Here is a 15,832-nt window from a genome sequence, read left to right on the forward strand (position 1 = left end):
CCATGCCGTTCGCTCTTCTTTCGGCTGACATTAACAACCGTCCCATTTTACAGGATTACTTTGCCATAGAAAAAAATAAACCCCCTCAAAGTAGAATTCATTTCTTCATTCTTACTTGAAGGGGACATGAACATTCTTTATTTTAGAGTTAGGCGTCACTTTTAATTTCAAAACAGGTGATAAAAATAAGGTCGGATAACGATTCTTCTTTTTAAGTATCCCCATTTGCACTTATTTCTTTTGGTAATATCTTTGATGCGTTGGGAACATGGCGTGGTGAAGTCTCAATTTCGTCTGAAGATTTGATTACAACAATCATTTGACCACCATAAATGTGTGCGCTTATAAGTAATGGAAATTCATATGGGTTTGTAAAGGTAAAGTCTGGACCATACCAACTTACCGTTGCGTCTCTTCCTTTTGGTACATAAGGGACTCTTTTGCTATGTGAGAATCTCTCACCAATTTCTACGCCGGCACGATCGACGGCATTAAATAGTGTGGAAGACACCTGACAGATCCCACCACCAATATCTTCTGATAGTTCCCCTCTAACAATTACCGGCGCACGTAAGTAGCCTTTACCCTTCGTTCTTTTCCCAACAACATCATTAAAAGAAAATGTCTCTCCAGGAAAAATGACATAGTTATTAATAGCCTCAGTAGCCAATGAAATATTATGCGAGCGATTTTTATTATTGCTATTAAAGTAAGTGACGTACTGTCCAATTGTTTTTACATTGATTTGACTGATTAAATCCCTATCCACTCTGGCTGGTACAGATATAAGGGGAAGCTGGATAGTTGAGACTCCTTTGGAGAAATAATAGCGAAAAAATTGATTTTTAAATTCTTTCCGGTATAAACGCTTTCCTTCAATTTCCGGGATAATCGTATTTCCTTTTATATAAGCGTCTTTAGGGGCAATAAATGTTTTTTTATCGAGATCTTCCATAAATGACTCGAATTTTTTCATTTCGATAAATGGTAAATTGGACTGTGGAATAGCAAAGTCTTCTCTCTGTATTTGTGTGATCACTTGCTCTTCTTTTTTAATCGTGAATATCGAATCATCATTGATAGGTGAAATCATTAACAAAAATGAAAGCAACCAGTATTGAGACATTGTCACACCTCCCAATTGTAGTATGAACTTAAATTCGTTTTACATGTATAGAATTAAATGGGGGCTCAGTTCTCGTTCAGACTTAAGTCTTAGAGCAAAATCAAGCTGTGGCACGTTATGTACAATTTTAAAAATAGGTAAGATAAATAGTGAAAGGAGGCAGAGAAATGAAAAATTTTCTTTTAATCATAGCAGGTGGAATTGCAGCAATTGTGGTACTGGCAAATTTAGGTTCACTTATCGGATTAGCGATTACAGCTGCATTACTTTATTTAGTATTTAAACAATTTATCAAATCAGATGGTTGGGAAAAAGTAGCGTGGGGTACTGTAGGTGTCGTATTACTATTGTTCTCTATTAGTAATATCCCGGCAATTTTAGCTGTCCTAGCTCTTTACGTCATTTACCTGATTTATAAAAATTGGAATAAAGAACAGCCAAAAACAAGACAAAGTGATGATCCATTTGTGAACTTTGAGAAGCAATGGTCCGATCTTCATAAATAATCATGGAAACAATAGGAGGAGACAATATGGTAAATCTATTAACAAGAATCAAAAACACGATTGTAACAGATATCAATGAGGTGCTCGACAAAAAGGAAAGTAAAAATCCTATTGCGCTATTAAACCAGTATTTGAGGCAAAGTGAACAAGAAACAGAAAAAGTGAAAAAGTATATCGAAAGACAATATAAACTGAGAGAAGAATTCCGTAAAGAACTTGCCCATGCCATGGATATGGCAACTAAAAGAAAAGGACAAGCGGAAGTTGCAGAACGTGCAGGTGAAGAGGAGCTAGCGACATTTGCGAAGACGGAATCACAGTACTTTTCTGAAAGGGCAGAAAAATTACAAACGATGGTGGCAGAAGCTTCAGAGGAGCTTGGAAAGTTAGAAAGACAGTATGAAGAAATGAAGCATAAACTAAAGGATATGCAAATTCGCCGCATGCAATTAATGGGCAGAGAAAATGTAACCCGTGCACAAGTAAAAATGAATAAAGTATTGGGCGAGGAACAATCTTACCAAACAGCTTATGATAAGTTTAATGATATGGAGAAATATATTTCAGAGTTAGAACAAAAAGTACAAAACCAATACTTCCATAATCATATTGATAAAAAAATTGCTGATTTAGAATTGAAAATGAAAAAGGATGATTCCTTGCAGTCATAAAAACATGGTATGCTAGAGATAATTGACCGAGAAACAAGCATTGAAAGGCGTAAGGCCGACTTGCGCCTTTTTAAACAACATGATTAGGAGGGATGTCACATGTTTGAAAAATGGAATGAGGACTATAAAATGTGGATATTCATTGCCTTAGCAATGATTATTTTAGAAATTTTCTTTTTTAATCATGGGCTGATCTTCTCAATTATCATTGAAATTGGTATGATCTATATTGGTCGTAAATGGATGCCGAAGACAAGGGGAAAGGTCCTTTTTTGGCTAGGAATTTTACTTTTTGCGATTACAATATTTAATATGATGGCATTCAGGTTGTTAATTCTTGCACTTATTGTTCATTTTGGTTATCAATTTTACTTAACGAAAAAAAAACCAAAGAAAGTTCAGCCGAGAGCAGAACAGCGGAAAACAGATGAGCGAAAAGAGGCTGTAGTTCAGAAGAAGAATTTATTAACGAATAAAATCAATGGGCACCAAAATACTTCTGAAGAAGTATATGAATGGGGAGATATAAATATCCAATGTGGCTTAGGGGATACTGAAATTGATTTGAGCTATACGGTATTACCTAATCAAGAGAATATTATCTTTATCAAAAACCTTATTGGAAATGTACGCATATATATTCCTTATGATGTTGAGGTGTCAATCAATCATTCTGTTATTGTTGGCTCTAGTCAGATTTTCGATTTGGTAGAAAAAAGAGCTTTTAACCGCAATTATATTTTTGAGACGGAAAATTATAACCAAACTGAACAAAAGGTGAAAATCGTCACCTCTTTAATTGTGGGTGATTTAGAGGTGAAGCGCTCATGAATATGGCTCAACGTCAGATCTTATATGGGGTGCTTCTTTCACTACTATTACTTATTAGCATGATGCTGTCGTTTTATTTTGTTTTCCCTATTCGCCTGATTGATTTCTGGCATTTTAAAGTAGTAGATATTCCCTTTGCATTGTTTGCCCCAATGATAAGCATCTTATTAGGTGTTTTTTATGGGCTATTATCTGGTTATAGATGGCAGAAGCAACTGAAAGAAATGGAAGGCTGGCTTCATGAGGTAGAAGAAGGCAGAGTACTCACGGTTAATCATGAAGAAGTAAGTGCCGATGTGCAAAACATATATCAAAGAATAATTAAAATACAGAAGCAAATATCAGAACAGGCAAAGTATACGCAACGGCTTGCAAATGAAAAAGCGATAGATATTGATAATCGCATGCAAGAAATTATTTATGAAGAAAGAAATCGTTTGGCAAGAGAATTACATGATTCAGTAAGTCAACAGTTATTTGCTGCCTCTATGTTAATGTCAGCGATTATGGAACAAACGGAGGAAAAATCGGCCAATGATCTCAAGCAATTGCAGTTAGTAGAAGGGATGATCCATCAATCCCAGCTAGAAATGCGTGCTTTATTGCTTCATCTTCGCCCTGTTGCCTTAAAAGGAAAAAAGTTAACGGAAGGAATCGAGGAACTGCTGCTTGAGTTAAAACAAAAAGTCACAATGAATATCAAATGGAGAGCAGAGGACTTTTATTTAGATAAAGGTATTGAGGATCATCTTTTTCGCATTTTACAAGAATCGGTTTCCAATACTTTGCGTCATGCGAAAGCAGATACATTAGATGTATTACTTATTCAACGTGATGGGTTTGCCATTCTACGTATTATTGATGATGGTATCGGTTTTAATGTAGACAAGGCAAAAGCGGGTTCATACGGTATTCAAAATATGTATGAAAGAGCGCTAGAGATTGGTGGCACATTAAAAATGATCAGTCTTCCTAATAAGGGAACAAGGTTAGAAGTAAAAGTACCAATTATTGAAGGTGGAGGGGGCGAAGAAAAATGATACGCGTATTATTTGTAGATGACCATGAAATGGTGCGGATTGGTGTGACCGCTTATTTATCCGCTCAACCTGATATTGAAGTAATCGGTGAGGCGGATAACGGCAAACAAGCGATAGAGCTGGCGATGGAATTACGACCAGATATTATTCTAATGGATCTAGTGATGAAAGAAATGGACGGGATTGAAGCGACAAAGCATATTATCGAGAAATGGCCAGAAGCAAAAATAATAATTGTAACGAGCTTCTTAGATGATGAAAAAGTGTATCCAGCACTTGAAGCGGGAGCTACGAGCTATATGTTAAAAACATCAAAAGCAAGTGAAATTGCACACGCGATTCGCAGAACACATCAAGGAGAATCTGTTTTAGAACCTGAGGTCACTGGAAAAATGATGTTAAAGATGAGAGGGAATAAAGAACAACCTCTCCACGAAGAATTAACCAGTCGAGAAATGGAAATTCTACTTCATATGACGCAAGGAAAAACTAACCAAGAAATCGCTGATGAATTATACATTGCTTTAAAAACCGTCAAAACACATGTAAGTAATATTTTAAGTAAATTGGATGTCCAAGATCGTACCCAAGCCGTCATCTATGCATTTAAGAATCATATAGTAAAAGAATAGTTTGAGGAGAGCTTTGTGATGAAGCTCTCTTTTTTTTGTCCTTAACCTGATATATTTACCAGTGAACTGATTTTCTAAATGAGTAAATGTAGATCATGCCTTCATATTAACTTCAAATAAATCCCCCAGACGGGTTATTATCAGCTAATGTGTTTTCCCACAGCACAGAAATGATACCCATAAGAAAATCTAATAATAGTTTTAAAAATGATTGTTATTTTAGAATATTTCATTTAAACTAATAGTAATTGATTGGAAAAGGAGGTGTAGAAGAGATGAGTGGAACTGTTGTAACGCGTGGAAAATGGCTTGAACATTTAACTGTTTTCTGTGCAATTTTTGGCGCAATGACTTTTAACGGGATACGTCTGTCCTTTTTTAACAATTGCATAGCCAAAATAAGCAGTCAAACATCTCTTCACACCCAACAAAGAGCATAATAATGAATATTTTCTTGTATGGATACAGGTGAGTATTTACATTTAAATGAGAAAGGGTCACAGGAGAAGTTTATTCTCTGTGGCCCTTTTTATCATCTAATCAAATTTCTGTCTAGCTCATGTTGCTAGCGGTGGTCGGTAAAAAATTGCTTTGATCTGCTGACAAGTGACGAATGGAGCTATTCTTATATGGAGGAAAATGAAATGATAACGAGCGGACAAAATATAACGAAATTGTACGGTGGTGATACAGTTTTCACTAATATTAGTTTTGACATACGTAACCACTCGCGAGTAGGTATTGTAGGAAGAAATGGTAGTGGAAAGTCTACATTATTAAAAATCATGGCTGGGGTAGAACAACCTGACCAAGGTCAAATACATTGGCGTAAACATATTGTGATTGGCTATTTACATCAAATACCAGAATATAATGAATCGGTTATTGCTTTGGATGTAGTGGAGGAAGCTTTTTCTCATTTACTTGATATGAAAAGAAAACTAACAGATATGGAACAAAAATTAGCTCAATCACAAACATCGAATGGGGTAGAACAACTACTTAATGAATATGGAAAATTACAAGATTATTTTATGAATAACGATGGTTATGAAATAGAAGGGAAAATAAAAACAGTCATTAATGGACTTGGTATAGAAACATTAATGGAGAAAAAGTTCCAAATGCTGAGTGGTGGAGAGAAAACAAAAGTTTGCTTAGCAAAAGAGCTACTTAAGAAACCAGATCTATTATTATTGGATGAACCGACAAATCATCTTGATCTTCAAGCTGTTGATTGGTTAACAAGCTTTATTAAAGACTATGAAGGAACGATTGTTATGGTCTCACATGATCGGTACTTTCTCGATCAAACCGTTTCGATGATTATGGATTTAGAAGATGAAGAGTTAACGAACTATCATACCAATTATACTGATTATGTAAAAGAAAAAGAAAGGCGGCTATTACAGGAATTTCAAAAGTATGAAGATCAACAGAAGAAAATAAAAAAGATGAAAGAATCGATAAAAAGGTTAAGAGAGTGGGCGAATCAAGCCAACCCACCTAATGCCGGCCTTCATAAAAAAGCAAGTAGTATGGAAAAGGCACTAAATCGGATGGAAAAGGTAAAAAAACCAGTTTTTCATCGCAAAATACATTTGAATTTGGCAGCAGAAGAAAGAAGTGGGAAAGACACGTTAGTTATTGAAAATATGACTAAATCTTTTAGTGGGAAGATGGTATTAGAAAGTATTGACATGCATTTACGATTTCAGGATCGTGCAGTGCTTGTTGGAGAAAACGGAAGTGGTAAAACTACTTTGATAAAATTAATTTTACAACGTTTGCTTCCAGATGAAGGAAAATTGCAAGTGGGCAGTAATTGTCATATCGGTTACTTAGCTCAACAAGTATTTACAGAGAGCGAAAACCAAGAAAAAACCGTACTACAAATGTTCAGGGACATACATGCCGTAGCGGAGGGAGAAGCGAGAGGGATTCTAGCAAATTTTCTTTTCTATGGTTATGCCGTTCATAAAAAAGTGAAACAGTTAAGCGGTGGTGAGCGCATGCGACTACGTTTAGCACAACTTATGTATCAAAATGTGAATTTTCTTATTCTTGATGAACCGACAAACCATTTAGATATTGAATCGAGAGAAGTGCTTGAACAGACACTACAGGAATTTCAAGGAACCATCTTAGCTGTTTCTCATGATCGATATTTTATCGAACAATTATTTAACCAAACGTATATATTGAATCAAAGAAAGCTCTCCTATTTTAATGGATCATTCGCATATGCATGGGAAAAGTGGAGCAACCAAATGCAACAGGTGGCACTTCCAAGTAAGAAAGCGATAAAAAAGGATGAAAGGGAAAGTACAATAAAGCAAAATAATCATCAACCAAAAGGTATAGAAGAGGAAATGGAAAAGTTAGAAGAAAGATTACAAATCATAGAAAGAAAGATGATGGACGGGGAAGCCTTAAGCATCCTCCAAGATTTGCAATACGAGAAGGAACAATGTCAAATGGAACTAGATCACTTATATAAGGAGTGGTCAGTCTCTTTATTGGAAGAATAGATAAAAAGCAGATTGCAAAAATACATGGTTAGCAATTAGGCTATATTAGCAAACAGAATATTACATCTAAAAGGGTTGTTCAAAAAGTCACTTCTTCGACTTTTGGGCAACCCTTCTACATGTTACAAAACCTTGGTATATGAAAGGCTCCGCAAAAATAAAAATTCCGCGATTTCCTACTAATCCCGTGATCCTCTGTAGTGTACCGACTTTATCTATATTATTTGTCCCCTACATAGGCCCTTTTACGTTAGGCAATATACAAATAGGTGAAGTGATCAATAAACAAATATTCAACTAGGTTAATAATTGTTAGGGTTGTCTCATAGGATAGTAAGAGATTATTTATTTGTGGGGACAAAAAGGAGAGGCGAAATGAACAAGTTCTTCAAGGGATTGCTCTTATTAATTCTTGCGGCTTTTGCGGGTGAATGTATTGAATTTCTGATTAATATGGTGCTTGCAAGGCAATTGGGTGAACATGGTTTAGGGCTATATATGTCTATTCTACCAACCATTTTTTTGATTGTGTTATTAGCGAGCTTTGAAATGCCTGTTTCTATCTCTAAATTTATTGCGGAAAAGGATAGAAAATATCATTATAGTATGCTCAATCACGTGATTAGAATGACGGTTATCTTTTCACTTATATTAATCCCGTTAGCATCAGCGATTCTTCCATTTATCACTGTTTTTGATGATTATCATCCACTTTTAAGATGGATGGCTATTATTCTCATACCGATCATTTCATTTTCTTCTATTGCTAGAGGTTATTTTATGGGCAACGAACAAATGGGGAAGATTGCTTCTGCTAATTTTTTGAGAAAATTCATCCAGCTTTCATTGCTTGTTCTACTTTTTCATTTATTTCGCTTTGAAACGGAAACGGCAGTTTTTATAGCAATTTGTACATTTGTTGGCAGTGAAATTGCGATTTTTGCTTACTTCATTCATTTATTTGTCATCCAATATCAAAGGATGAAGAAATTGCCGTTTGAGCCGATGTCTGGAATGAGTGTTTGGAAAAACTTGATGGGGGTGTCTATCCCTACAACAGGTTTACGAATATTTCATGCTTTAACCCATGCTATACAGCCATTTTTAATAAAAGCGGCACTGCTAAAGTCAGGAATAAGTACGGATATTGCCACAGAACATTTTGGGATGGTTGCTGGTGTAGCGATGACGATAGGAATGTTTCCTGCTTTTATTGCCCATTCCTTTATGGTTATGCTCATTCCGACTGTTTCAAGAGCATATGCTGAAGAGAAGCTTAATTACTTACGGCGGTTGCTTCAACAAGTATTTTTTATCACCTTCTTGTATGGTGTTCCATCTGTTACCATTTTTTATTTCTTTGCCGAACCTTTAACAAGTACATTTTTCCATTCAACAGCAGCAAGTATTTACGTGCAATTACTATGGCCATTCTTTTTGTTACACTTTTTTATTTTCCCTATGCAAGCATTTCTTATCGGTTTGGGGCTTATGAAAGATGCCTTTTATCATGCTGTGTGGTCCACACTTATATCTTTTGTTGGGATGTATGTATTTGGATCAATGGAAAGTCTGCAAATGCATGGCGTAATTTTAGGGATAAATATGGGAGCCATTTTATTAATGTTCATGCATTATATGACGATATGTAAGAAGATTGGTGTCACTTGGTTTCTTACAAAACAAACAAGTTTTTCTTAAAAAAAATAAAAAAAGCTGTAGGGGAAGCAGGCCGATTCTTCGTCTATTAGGGTGAGAAAAGAAATAAAGGAGGAAAGGGTAATAGACCCAGATGAAGTATGGAAGCAACAATTAATTATACATTCGAAAATTATGTGAGCGAGTATGCTCAATCATTATACAGATACATTTATTCTTTAATTAAACATCCCCAAAGAGCAGAGGATTTACTACAGGAAGCCTTAATTTCAGCTTATTTAGCTTTTCCTTCTTTAAAAGAGGAAACGAATATTAAAAATTGGTTATATAAAATTGCATTAAACAAATGTAGGGATCAATGGAGAAAACAACAAAGTGAACGACAATTTTTAGAAGAGAAGCTGCCAGCTTTATATGAAGAAGCCAAGTCCCCAGGGGCAGATGAATTGTTTGTTAAAAAAAGTAATCGAGAAGAAGTAGAAAAGATTATCTTTTGTCTACCTGAAAAATATAAACAGCCACTATATCTTTATTATTTCGAACAGATGTCATTAAAAGAAATAAGTGAAGAAACAAAGCTACCCCTCTCTACGATAAAGACAAGGTTGAGGAGAGGGAAAGCTAAGCTTCTTCCAATGATGGTAGAAGAAAAATAACCTAAGGAGAAATCCCTAGGTTATTTTTCTTCTTGTTGATTATTATAATAATTAACCGAAGTCATGGCACCTTCACTGACCATTTCATTATCGCGAGTATCTTGTGGGTCAGGATGGCCTGCTTTTAAATCATATTGATTCTCTTCATTAGTAGGTAGATAACTTTTCATTTTATGCGTAAATGTCTGTAGCTTTTCACGATTTTCTTTCTTAGCAAGTAATAGTAAACTTGTTACGCCGACTCCTGCTAGAATAAAGTTCTTTGGACGAGATTTCATATTAACTCCTCCTTCGTGTTTATTTTGAAAATTTATTTCTTGCATGTATGATAAATACCCGTTTCTTTTAAAAGTAAACATATGGTTTTGTTATATTCATTTTCAGGGAATGTTAAAGTAGGAGGGTGAGAAGGAATGAAGATAAAAGAGCTTAATAATTGGCAATGGTTTAATGATTTTAAGCCGGAAGCAAACAACTATCAGGAATTTCCCTTATATTATAAAGAAGAGATTGAATTATGGGTTAAGAATATTTCTTCTCAAGAATCTAATCATCTCCATTTACAGTCAACGGAAGGGAAAGCCTTCATTTGTGGATCGCTCATCTACGAACAGAAGCTTAATCAACAAAGTGAATATAAGCTTCTCCATTATTTCCTAACAGAGCATTTATTAATAACGAGTGAATTTGAACAAGAAAGCCATATAAATGATATGAAAGAAGCGGAAAATGCAGTAGCTGTTTTTTCTATTCTGTTAGCGGAAATCTTAAAAAATAGCATTAAAAGAATTGATGATTTCGAGTTGAAGTTAAACAAAGTGCTTTGGGAAATTAAACAAAAAAACAGCATCGCTCGTTTGGAAGAGATTTTTCAGTTAAGACATGAAGTATTAGTTTGGAAAAATTTTATGATTCCAATAACAGAATTATCGTTAGGATTAGAAGAGACGTTTTCAAGCGATATAGTTGAGACAAAACATTTTAAAAATATGAGAAAAAGATTAGAGAGAGGAAGTATGTTAACAAGAGAGTATATTGAAGAAATTGATCACCTTGTCCATTTTGAAGAAATGGTATCCTCTCATCGTGGAAATGAAGTCATAAAAACTTTAACCGTTATTACGACTTTATTTACACCAATTAGTGCATGGGGAGCACTCTGGGGTATGAATTTTAAATTTATGCCGGAATTAGATGAGAAATGGGGATACACAGGTGCATTAATCATTATTATTCTATCTACTGTAGCTGTCTATTTATTATTGGTTAAAAGGGGCTGGACAGGTGATACACTTAGATCAAGAAAGAAGAATTCATTCTTTAAGTAACGGAAATATAAGGTATGATGTATATAGAGGTATCTATTGATACTTTTATGAAGGGAGAAAATAGTGTGAGTGAATCAAAATTTTGTAAAGAATCATATGTTGTTAAAACAAGTATTGTTCAACCACCAGATACAAATGGACATGGAACGTTGTTTGGTGGGAAGTTAATGGCTTATATAGATGATATTGCCGGGATTGCTGCTATGAGGCATTCAAGAAAAGCGGTTGTAACAGCGTCAACTGATTCCGTTGATTTCTTACATCCCATTTACGCGGGTAATGCGGTTTGTTTAGAAGCATTTGTTACATATACAGGCAGGTCTTCTATGGAGATATTTGTAAAGGTTATCTCGGAGGACCTTTTAACAGGCGATAGAAATATATGTGCCCTATCTTTTCTTACAATGGTAGCGCTTGGTGAAGATGGGAAACCAGCGCCGATTCCTAAAATTGTACCAGTGACTGATGAAGAAATGAGCTTATATGAAAGTGGAAAAGAGAGGGCAGAACATAGGAAGCGCAGAAGGAAGGATAGCGAAAAAAGGGCACAGAGCTTTGGCACAGAACTCCCTTGGAGAGAATAGGTTACTTCTTACATGTAAACATGGGTTATAAAAATAGCTTGCCAATTGGCGAGTTATTTTTATTTAAAAAGAACCTTCTCGTATAGAGGGGAAATGAATAATTATTCATTTAGGCAGGAAGATGTATTTACCGCATAGAATATAAATAAAGTTACTGCGATGAATGAAATAATACGAGGCCATTTTATGGCTATACTTTATTGCTACTCTGTGATTACATTGTTGAAAGTCTTTGGAAATTGAGTTTTTTAAAGTAACGAAATTATTCATATTTATTATGTTTACATTTCAATGTCCTTGCAACATCTTAAAGTGTGTTATTAATAAGAGGAGGCTTAACATGACATGTCGGTATTACTTGAACTTGAAGAAATGACGGATAAAATGAATAATCAACCAGAGTATATTGCAAATGAAAAAGATAGAGTATTTCAACTGGATTTAAAAGAAAGTGGCTCTATACAAATTGTGTTATGCGATGGAAAGGTAAGTGTAATTGAAGGGGAAGCTGACGATCCTGCGGTTAAATTAAGAATGAGTGATAGCCACTTTTCTAGTTTATTAAAAGGTGATTTAAACACAACCGTAGCGTTTATGACAGGTGGTTTAAAGGTTGAAGGTAATGTTGGGTTAGCATTGAAGCTTCAGGAAATATTAAAAAAATATCAATCTTTATAATTGGTATTGTGCTGAGGCAGGGCGTTTTATGTAAACTCCTGCCTCAAACTCATTTTAATGGTAAGACCATATGAATCTCATCATAATAATGTCCTGCCACTTTTAAAGCACGTGGTTCATGAGCATATGAGCGGAACCCTAGTTTTTTGTATAGTTTTAGTGCAGGTTGATTATCAGCCATGACAGTTAAATGTAATTGCTCAACAGTCTCAACTACCCGTGCATTATCAATGACTGTGTTCATTAACTGCTTCGCCATTCCGAGTCCTCTAAATTCCTCTTGTACAAATAAACCAACGATATATGCTTTATGGTGCATTTTTAATTTACTTTCAAATAACAAAGTGATGATGCCGCCCAACCTTCCTTCATGAAAAGCACCGTAAGTGATTGCTTGGCTAGAGAGCAATTTCTTTTCGATATCTTGTATCGACTGCTCTGCTTCTTCTTCAAAACTAGATGCAAAACTTTCTGGATGTTGTTTAAGTCCAATTAGGCGTATTTGTTTGAAACTTTCGGCATGTTCTTTATGTAAAGGGATGATTTTCATTTTTTTCTCCTTAACGTTTATAAAAAAATAATGAAATGAGCTCGTTTCTTTCAATGAAAATTAGGGTACTAATAATAACAGCAACTTACGGGATGGGGCATGGTAATGAAAGGGAGAAGAAGAGTAGAATTTTTATTCGTATTTATTCTGATGGTTACATTATATATCGGTCTTTTTCTGGCAACAAGTATATTAACTACGATCATATGCCTTGTATTTTATAGCTTGGCAATATTACTCATATGTTATTCCATTATGCTGGAAGATCGAACCCCACAGCATACATTATTATGGATGTATGTAATCGTATTCTTTCCGGTGTTTGGTTATTTGTTTTATTTATTTTCAGGGCAATTATATATGAAAGGGTATTTATTCAAAAGTAAGCGTAGCAGAGATAGAGATGAATGGAAACGCTTAATGCATAGGGAAGAGGAACAAGATATATCATTCCTTCAAGATGGCCAGCTTCGGTTTGCGGAATTTGCAAATCATACATCATTAACTCCGATTAGTACGAAATCTAAAGCAACCATATTAAAAAATGGTGATGCAACCTTTTTTGAAATTAAGAGAAGGTTGTTACAGGCAAAAAAATTCATTCATATGGAATATTACATCTTTCGTTCTGATCGCTTAGGAAAAGAAATAATGAAGATATTAATGGATAAAGCCAAGCAAGGGGTAGAAGTGTTATTTATTTACGATGCAGCAGGGAGCTTAACGCTTCATACGGAAGATATCAATCAGATGTTGGATGCGGGCATCCGAGTCAAACCATTCTCACCTTTGAAGTATGGTTTTTTTAACCAGAAATTTAATTTTAGAAATCACCGTAAGATTATCATCATTGATGGAGAGATCGGCTTTACAGGCGGATTGAATGTTGGAAATGAATATTTGGGAGAAGATAAGCAAATTGGGTTTTGGCGAGATACTCATCTTTTATTAAAAGGTGAAGCTGTCTATATACTGCACACGATATTTTTATTAGATTGGGAATACGTTGCTGACGAAGAAGTGTTGGACAAATATCGTAATGATAGGAAACCTGTACATAAGAAAGATGATGTGGTGGACGGGGCGCTTCAAGTCGTTGCTAGTGGACCAGATACACAACAGGGAATTATGGGGGATTTTTATTATTCGATGATTTCGTCTGCTGATTATTCTGTATGGATTGCTACCCCTTACTTTGTACCAGATGAATCCATTCGGACGGCTTTAAGAGTGGCTGCGGCAAAAGGGATTGAAGTAAGAATTCTCGTTCCGGAAACGAATGATAGTTTTTTCACGCAATATGCTAGCCGTTCTTATTTTTCTGAACTTCTTCGCTATGGAGTAGAGATCTATTCATATAAAAAAGGCTTCCTTCATCAAAAAATAATTATTATTGATGGGAATTTAGCCAGTATTGGGACTGCTAATATGGATATGAGAAGTTTTCATTTGAACTTCGAGGTGAATGTTTTTCTATATGGGACAAGTTCTATAAGAGATTTAGTTGCTCATTATGAAGATGATATGAAAGATAGTTTTAAAATAAGTCCGGTACAGTTTTATAAAAGAGGCTTAATTGAAAGAACAAAAGAGTCATTTGCGAGGTTATTCTCTGGTGTACTTTAAAGAATTCGCAATATGGTTTTGAACTGTTCGTAACCGTATGAAAGAATCGGAAGCTGGTTCTTAAAGGCAAAAAGCATCCATTCTTTCTTCGTTTTTTTCTGAACTGTTAGTAATATTTAAGATGTTAAATAGGGGAATAGAAATTTGTCTAACCGCATCAATAATGCTAAAGTTTTCTCAAATGGTTTCTTTACTTTTAAGCAAATGATTGTCGTTTTCGCTAACAATCCAATAGAATGAAGATATTAAATATTGGGGGTTCGCCATTGGAACTTATTGCTAGTCTTACTTATATAAAAGTTGTGCGCAAAATTGATTGGAATGTCCAGAAGTATGAGGAAATAGAAAGTGAAATCAAACTTTTCGATAAGAAAATTAAATGGAGTGAAGACGAAATTGACATTCATGCCGTTTTTGATATTTCATTTAGAGAATCGAAAAAAAAGCTAGGTACATTGTATTTACATACGAATCGTGGTGTATATCCTTTTTATATGAGAGATGTACCTAAGCATTTTATCGAGCAATATCGCAATTTAATTAAAAAATGACTAAAACTAAATACCTCATTATCCTTTTCCTTGTCACTATAAGAGATTGTATTGCTTCTTACACCTATTTTAAAGTTGCCCATAAGAAATGCCATCGTTTATAACGATCAATAAATTACCCTTTATTCAACTCTGCTTCCATGACCAATCGTTTTCTATAGCTGATTTTTGACAGAAATAGTCCGAGTTCGTATAGTCCAATTAAAGGAAAGAGTACGAGTATTTGTGAGAAAAAGTCTGGTGGCGTAATGAGTGCAGAAACGATAGCGAGCACCACATAGGCATATTTTCTAACAGACTTTAGCATTTCAGGGGATACGACTCCGATATTCGTGAGAAAGACTAATAATAAAGGAACTTCAAACAGAAACCCGAACGGAATAGTAGAAATCAATAAAAATGAGAAATATTCCCGAGCAGTAATCATCATAGAAAAATTACTTTCGCCAAGATGCATGAGAAAGCCATAAATGGTTGGGAATACAACGAATAAGCCAAATGATAAGCCAATGGCAAAGCTACAAATAATTCCTGGAATGAACATTATTGAGATTTTTGCTTCTTTATCATTTAAAGCAGGTCTAATAAATAGCCATGCTTGAAAAGCAATGAAGGGAAGGGAAATACCGAGGCTAATGCTACCGGCAATCCCTGTGTAAAGTCTAATTACATCTAATGGCCCTAGCATGACGAGATCATAATCATTAGCTAGAATGGGAATAAGGTGGTTAATAAACACTAAGCAAAGGATAAAACAAAAGGCAAAGAAGACAATCGATCGAATGAGCACTTTTCTTAAATCAGTTAAATGCTCTACTAGTGTTTGGTCATTATTCTCCATTTTTCAAGCCTCCATCTCAGAT

General features: G+C 35.0%; 18 protein-coding genes. 14 read left to right on the forward strand and 4 right to left on the reverse strand.

The window, feature by feature from the left end; genetic code table 11:
- Window positions 1-211: 211 nt before the first annotated feature.
- Window positions 212-1,126, reverse strand: coding sequence for a VanW family protein (locus tag MHH73_RS05950; RefSeq protein ID WP_341065520.1), 915 nt, complete (start codon window positions 1,124-1,126; stop codon window positions 212-214).
- 167 nt (window positions 1,127-1,293) lie between these two features.
- Here MHH73_RS05950 and MHH73_RS05955 point away from each other — a divergent pair, with 167 nt between their 5' ends.
- The 9 genes from MHH73_RS05955 to MHH73_RS05995 all read left to right on the forward strand — a co-directional run bounded on the left by MHH73_RS05955 (window position 1,294) and on the right by MHH73_RS05995 (window position 9,652).
- On the forward strand, window positions 1,294-1,632 hold the full coding sequence (locus MHH73_RS05955; RefSeq protein WP_191815775.1) for a lmo0954 family membrane protein: 339 nt from the start codon (window positions 1,294-1,296) through the stop codon (window positions 1,630-1,632).
- Between the two features lie 26 nt (window positions 1,633-1,658).
- A complete protein-coding gene (locus MHH73_RS05960) occupies window positions 1,659-2,303 on the forward strand; it encodes a PspA/IM30 family protein (RefSeq protein ID WP_341065522.1) in 645 nt (214 codons plus the stop codon).
- Between the two features lie 99 nt (window positions 2,304-2,402).
- Entirely contained in the window at window positions 2,403-3,134 is a 732-nt protein-coding gene (gene liaF / locus MHH73_RS05965) for a cell wall-active antibiotics response protein LiaF (RefSeq protein WP_191815779.1), read from the forward strand.
- The gene (locus tag MHH73_RS05970) at window positions 3,131-4,174 is read left to right on the forward strand and encodes a sensor histidine kinase (RefSeq protein WP_191815781.1); all 1,044 of its coding nucleotides are present in this window, start codon (window positions 3,131-3,133) and stop codon (window positions 4,172-4,174) included. Before liaF ends, MHH73_RS05970 begins: the two co-directional genes overlap by 4 nt.
- Window positions 4,171-4,806, forward strand: coding sequence for a response regulator transcription factor (locus tag MHH73_RS05975; protein WP_191815784.1), 636 nt, complete (start codon window positions 4,171-4,173; stop codon window positions 4,804-4,806). The genes MHH73_RS05970 and MHH73_RS05975 overlap by 4 nt, the downstream gene beginning before the upstream one ends.
- A gap of 275 nt (window positions 4,807-5,081) precedes the next feature.
- The gene (locus MHH73_RS05980) at window positions 5,082-5,246 is read left to right on the forward strand and encodes an RAxF-45 family protein (RefSeq protein ID WP_341065530.1); all 165 of its coding nucleotides are present in this window, start codon (window positions 5,082-5,084) and stop codon (window positions 5,244-5,246) included.
- 204 nt (window positions 5,247-5,450) lie between these two features.
- Window positions 5,451-7,337: a ribosomal protection-like ABC-F family protein gene (gene abc-f, locus MHH73_RS05985; protein WP_341065532.1), complete on the forward strand. Its 1,887-nt coding sequence runs from the start codon at window positions 5,451-5,453 to the stop codon at window positions 7,335-7,337.
- A gap of 375 nt (window positions 7,338-7,712) precedes the next feature.
- Window positions 7,713-9,038: an oligosaccharide flippase family protein gene (locus MHH73_RS05990; protein ID WP_341065535.1), complete on the forward strand. Its 1,326-nt coding sequence runs from the start codon at window positions 7,713-7,715 to the stop codon at window positions 9,036-9,038.
- Window positions 9,039-9,136: 98 nt separating this feature from the next.
- Entirely contained in the window at window positions 9,137-9,652 is a 516-nt protein-coding gene (locus tag MHH73_RS05995) for an RNA polymerase sigma factor (protein WP_191815793.1), read from the forward strand.
- A 20-nt stretch (window positions 9,653-9,672) separates the two neighbouring features.
- Here MHH73_RS05995 and MHH73_RS06000 read toward each other — a convergent pair whose 3' ends face one another.
- A complete protein-coding gene (locus tag MHH73_RS06000) occupies window positions 9,673-9,930 on the reverse strand; it encodes a hypothetical protein (protein ID WP_191815795.1) in 258 nt (85 codons plus the stop codon).
- 135 nt (window positions 9,931-10,065) lie between these two features.
- On the opposite strand from MHH73_RS06000, the gene MHH73_RS06005 reads away from it, so the two are divergent.
- From MHH73_RS06005 to MHH73_RS06015, 3 genes are all read left to right on the forward strand, one after another.
- Window positions 10,066-10,980, forward strand: coding sequence for a magnesium transporter CorA family protein (locus tag MHH73_RS06005; RefSeq protein WP_191815797.1), 915 nt, complete (start codon window positions 10,066-10,068; stop codon window positions 10,978-10,980).
- A 65-nt stretch (window positions 10,981-11,045) separates the two neighbouring features.
- On the forward strand, window positions 11,046-11,564 hold the full coding sequence (locus MHH73_RS06010) for an acyl-CoA thioesterase (protein ID WP_191815799.1): 519 nt from the start codon (window positions 11,046-11,048) through the stop codon (window positions 11,562-11,564).
- 345 nt (window positions 11,565-11,909) lie between these two features.
- Window positions 11,910-12,242, forward strand: a complete 333-nt coding sequence (locus MHH73_RS06015) for an SCP2 sterol-binding domain-containing protein (RefSeq protein ID WP_191815801.1) — start codon at window positions 11,910-11,912, stop codon at window positions 12,240-12,242.
- A 49-nt stretch (window positions 12,243-12,291) separates the two neighbouring features.
- On the opposite strand, the gene MHH73_RS06020 is transcribed toward MHH73_RS06015, so the two are convergent.
- Entirely contained in the window at window positions 12,292-12,792 is a 501-nt protein-coding gene (locus MHH73_RS06020; RefSeq protein ID WP_191815803.1) for a GNAT family N-acetyltransferase, read from the reverse strand.
- 105 nt (window positions 12,793-12,897) lie between these two features.
- Here MHH73_RS06020 and cls point away from each other — a divergent pair, with 105 nt between their 5' ends.
- Together cls and MHH73_RS06030 are read left to right on the forward strand one after the other, a co-directional pair.
- On the forward strand, window positions 12,898-14,418 hold the full coding sequence (gene cls / locus MHH73_RS06025) for a cardiolipin synthase (RefSeq protein ID WP_341065543.1): 1,521 nt from the start codon (window positions 12,898-12,900) through the stop codon (window positions 14,416-14,418).
- Window positions 14,419-14,684: 266 nt separating this feature from the next.
- A complete protein-coding gene (locus MHH73_RS06030) occupies window positions 14,685-14,969 on the forward strand; it encodes a hypothetical protein (protein WP_191815807.1) in 285 nt (94 codons plus the stop codon).
- Between the two features lie 115 nt (window positions 14,970-15,084).
- On the opposite strand, the gene tatC is transcribed toward MHH73_RS06030, so the two are convergent.
- Complete coding sequence (tatC, locus tag MHH73_RS06035) at window positions 15,085-15,810, reverse strand: twin-arginine translocase subunit TatC (protein ID WP_191815810.1); 726 nt, start codon at window positions 15,808-15,810, stop codon at window positions 15,085-15,087.
- Between the last annotated feature and the right edge of the window lie 22 nt (window positions 15,811-15,832).

It is taken from the genome of Cytobacillus sp. FSL K6-0265, from assembly GCF_038003465.1.
GTDB lineage: Bacteria > Bacillota > Bacilli > Bacillales > Cytobacillaceae > Cytobacillus > Cytobacillus stercorigallinarum.

Bases quoted from the DNA above. Each gene is read 5' to 3' on its own strand.
- MHH73_RS05950 (WP_341065520.1), bottom strand. From the start codon at position 1,126: ATGTCTCAATACTGGTTGCTTTCATTTTTGTTAATGATTTCACCTATC.
- MHH73_RS05955 (WP_191815775.1), top strand. From the start codon at position 1,294: ATGAAAAATTTTCTTTTAATCATAGCAGGTGGAATTGCAGCAATTGTG.
- MHH73_RS05960 (WP_341065522.1), top strand. From the start codon at position 1,659: ATGGTAAATCTATTAACAAGAATCAAAAACACGATTGTAACAGATATC.
- liaF (WP_191815779.1), top strand. From the start codon at position 2,403: ATGTTTGAAAAATGGAATGAGGACTATAAAATGTGGATATTCATTGCC.
- MHH73_RS05970 (WP_191815781.1), top strand. From the start codon at position 3,131: ATGAATATGGCTCAACGTCAGATCTTATATGGGGTGCTTCTTTCACTA.
- MHH73_RS05975 (WP_191815784.1), top strand. From the start codon at position 4,171: ATGATACGCGTATTATTTGTAGATGACCATGAAATGGTGCGGATTGGT.
- MHH73_RS05980 (WP_341065530.1), top strand. From the start codon at position 5,082: ATGAGTGGAACTGTTGTAACGCGTGGAAAATGGCTTGAACATTTAACT.
- abc-f (WP_341065532.1), top strand. From the start codon at position 5,451: ATGATAACGAGCGGACAAAATATAACGAAATTGTACGGTGGTGATACA.
- MHH73_RS05990 (WP_341065535.1), top strand. From the start codon at position 7,713: ATGAACAAGTTCTTCAAGGGATTGCTCTTATTAATTCTTGCGGCTTTT.
- MHH73_RS05995 (WP_191815793.1), top strand. From the start codon at position 9,137: ATGGAAGCAACAATTAATTATACATTCGAAAATTATGTGAGCGAGTAT.
- MHH73_RS06000 (WP_191815795.1), bottom strand. From the start codon at position 9,930: ATGAAATCTCGTCCAAAGAACTTTATTCTAGCAGGAGTCGGCGTAACA.
- MHH73_RS06005 (WP_191815797.1), top strand. From the start codon at position 10,066: ATGAAGATAAAAGAGCTTAATAATTGGCAATGGTTTAATGATTTTAAG.
- MHH73_RS06015 (WP_191815801.1), top strand. From the start codon at position 11,910: ATGTCGGTATTACTTGAACTTGAAGAAATGACGGATAAAATGAATAAT.
- MHH73_RS06020 (WP_191815803.1), bottom strand. From the start codon at position 12,792: ATGAAAATCATCCCTTTACATAAAGAACATGCCGAAAGTTTCAAACAA.
- cls (WP_341065543.1), top strand. From the start codon at position 12,898: ATGAAAGGGAGAAGAAGAGTAGAATTTTTATTCGTATTTATTCTGATG.
- tatC (WP_191815810.1), bottom strand. From the start codon at position 15,810: ATGGAGAATAATGACCAAACACTAGTAGAGCATTTAACTGATTTAAGA.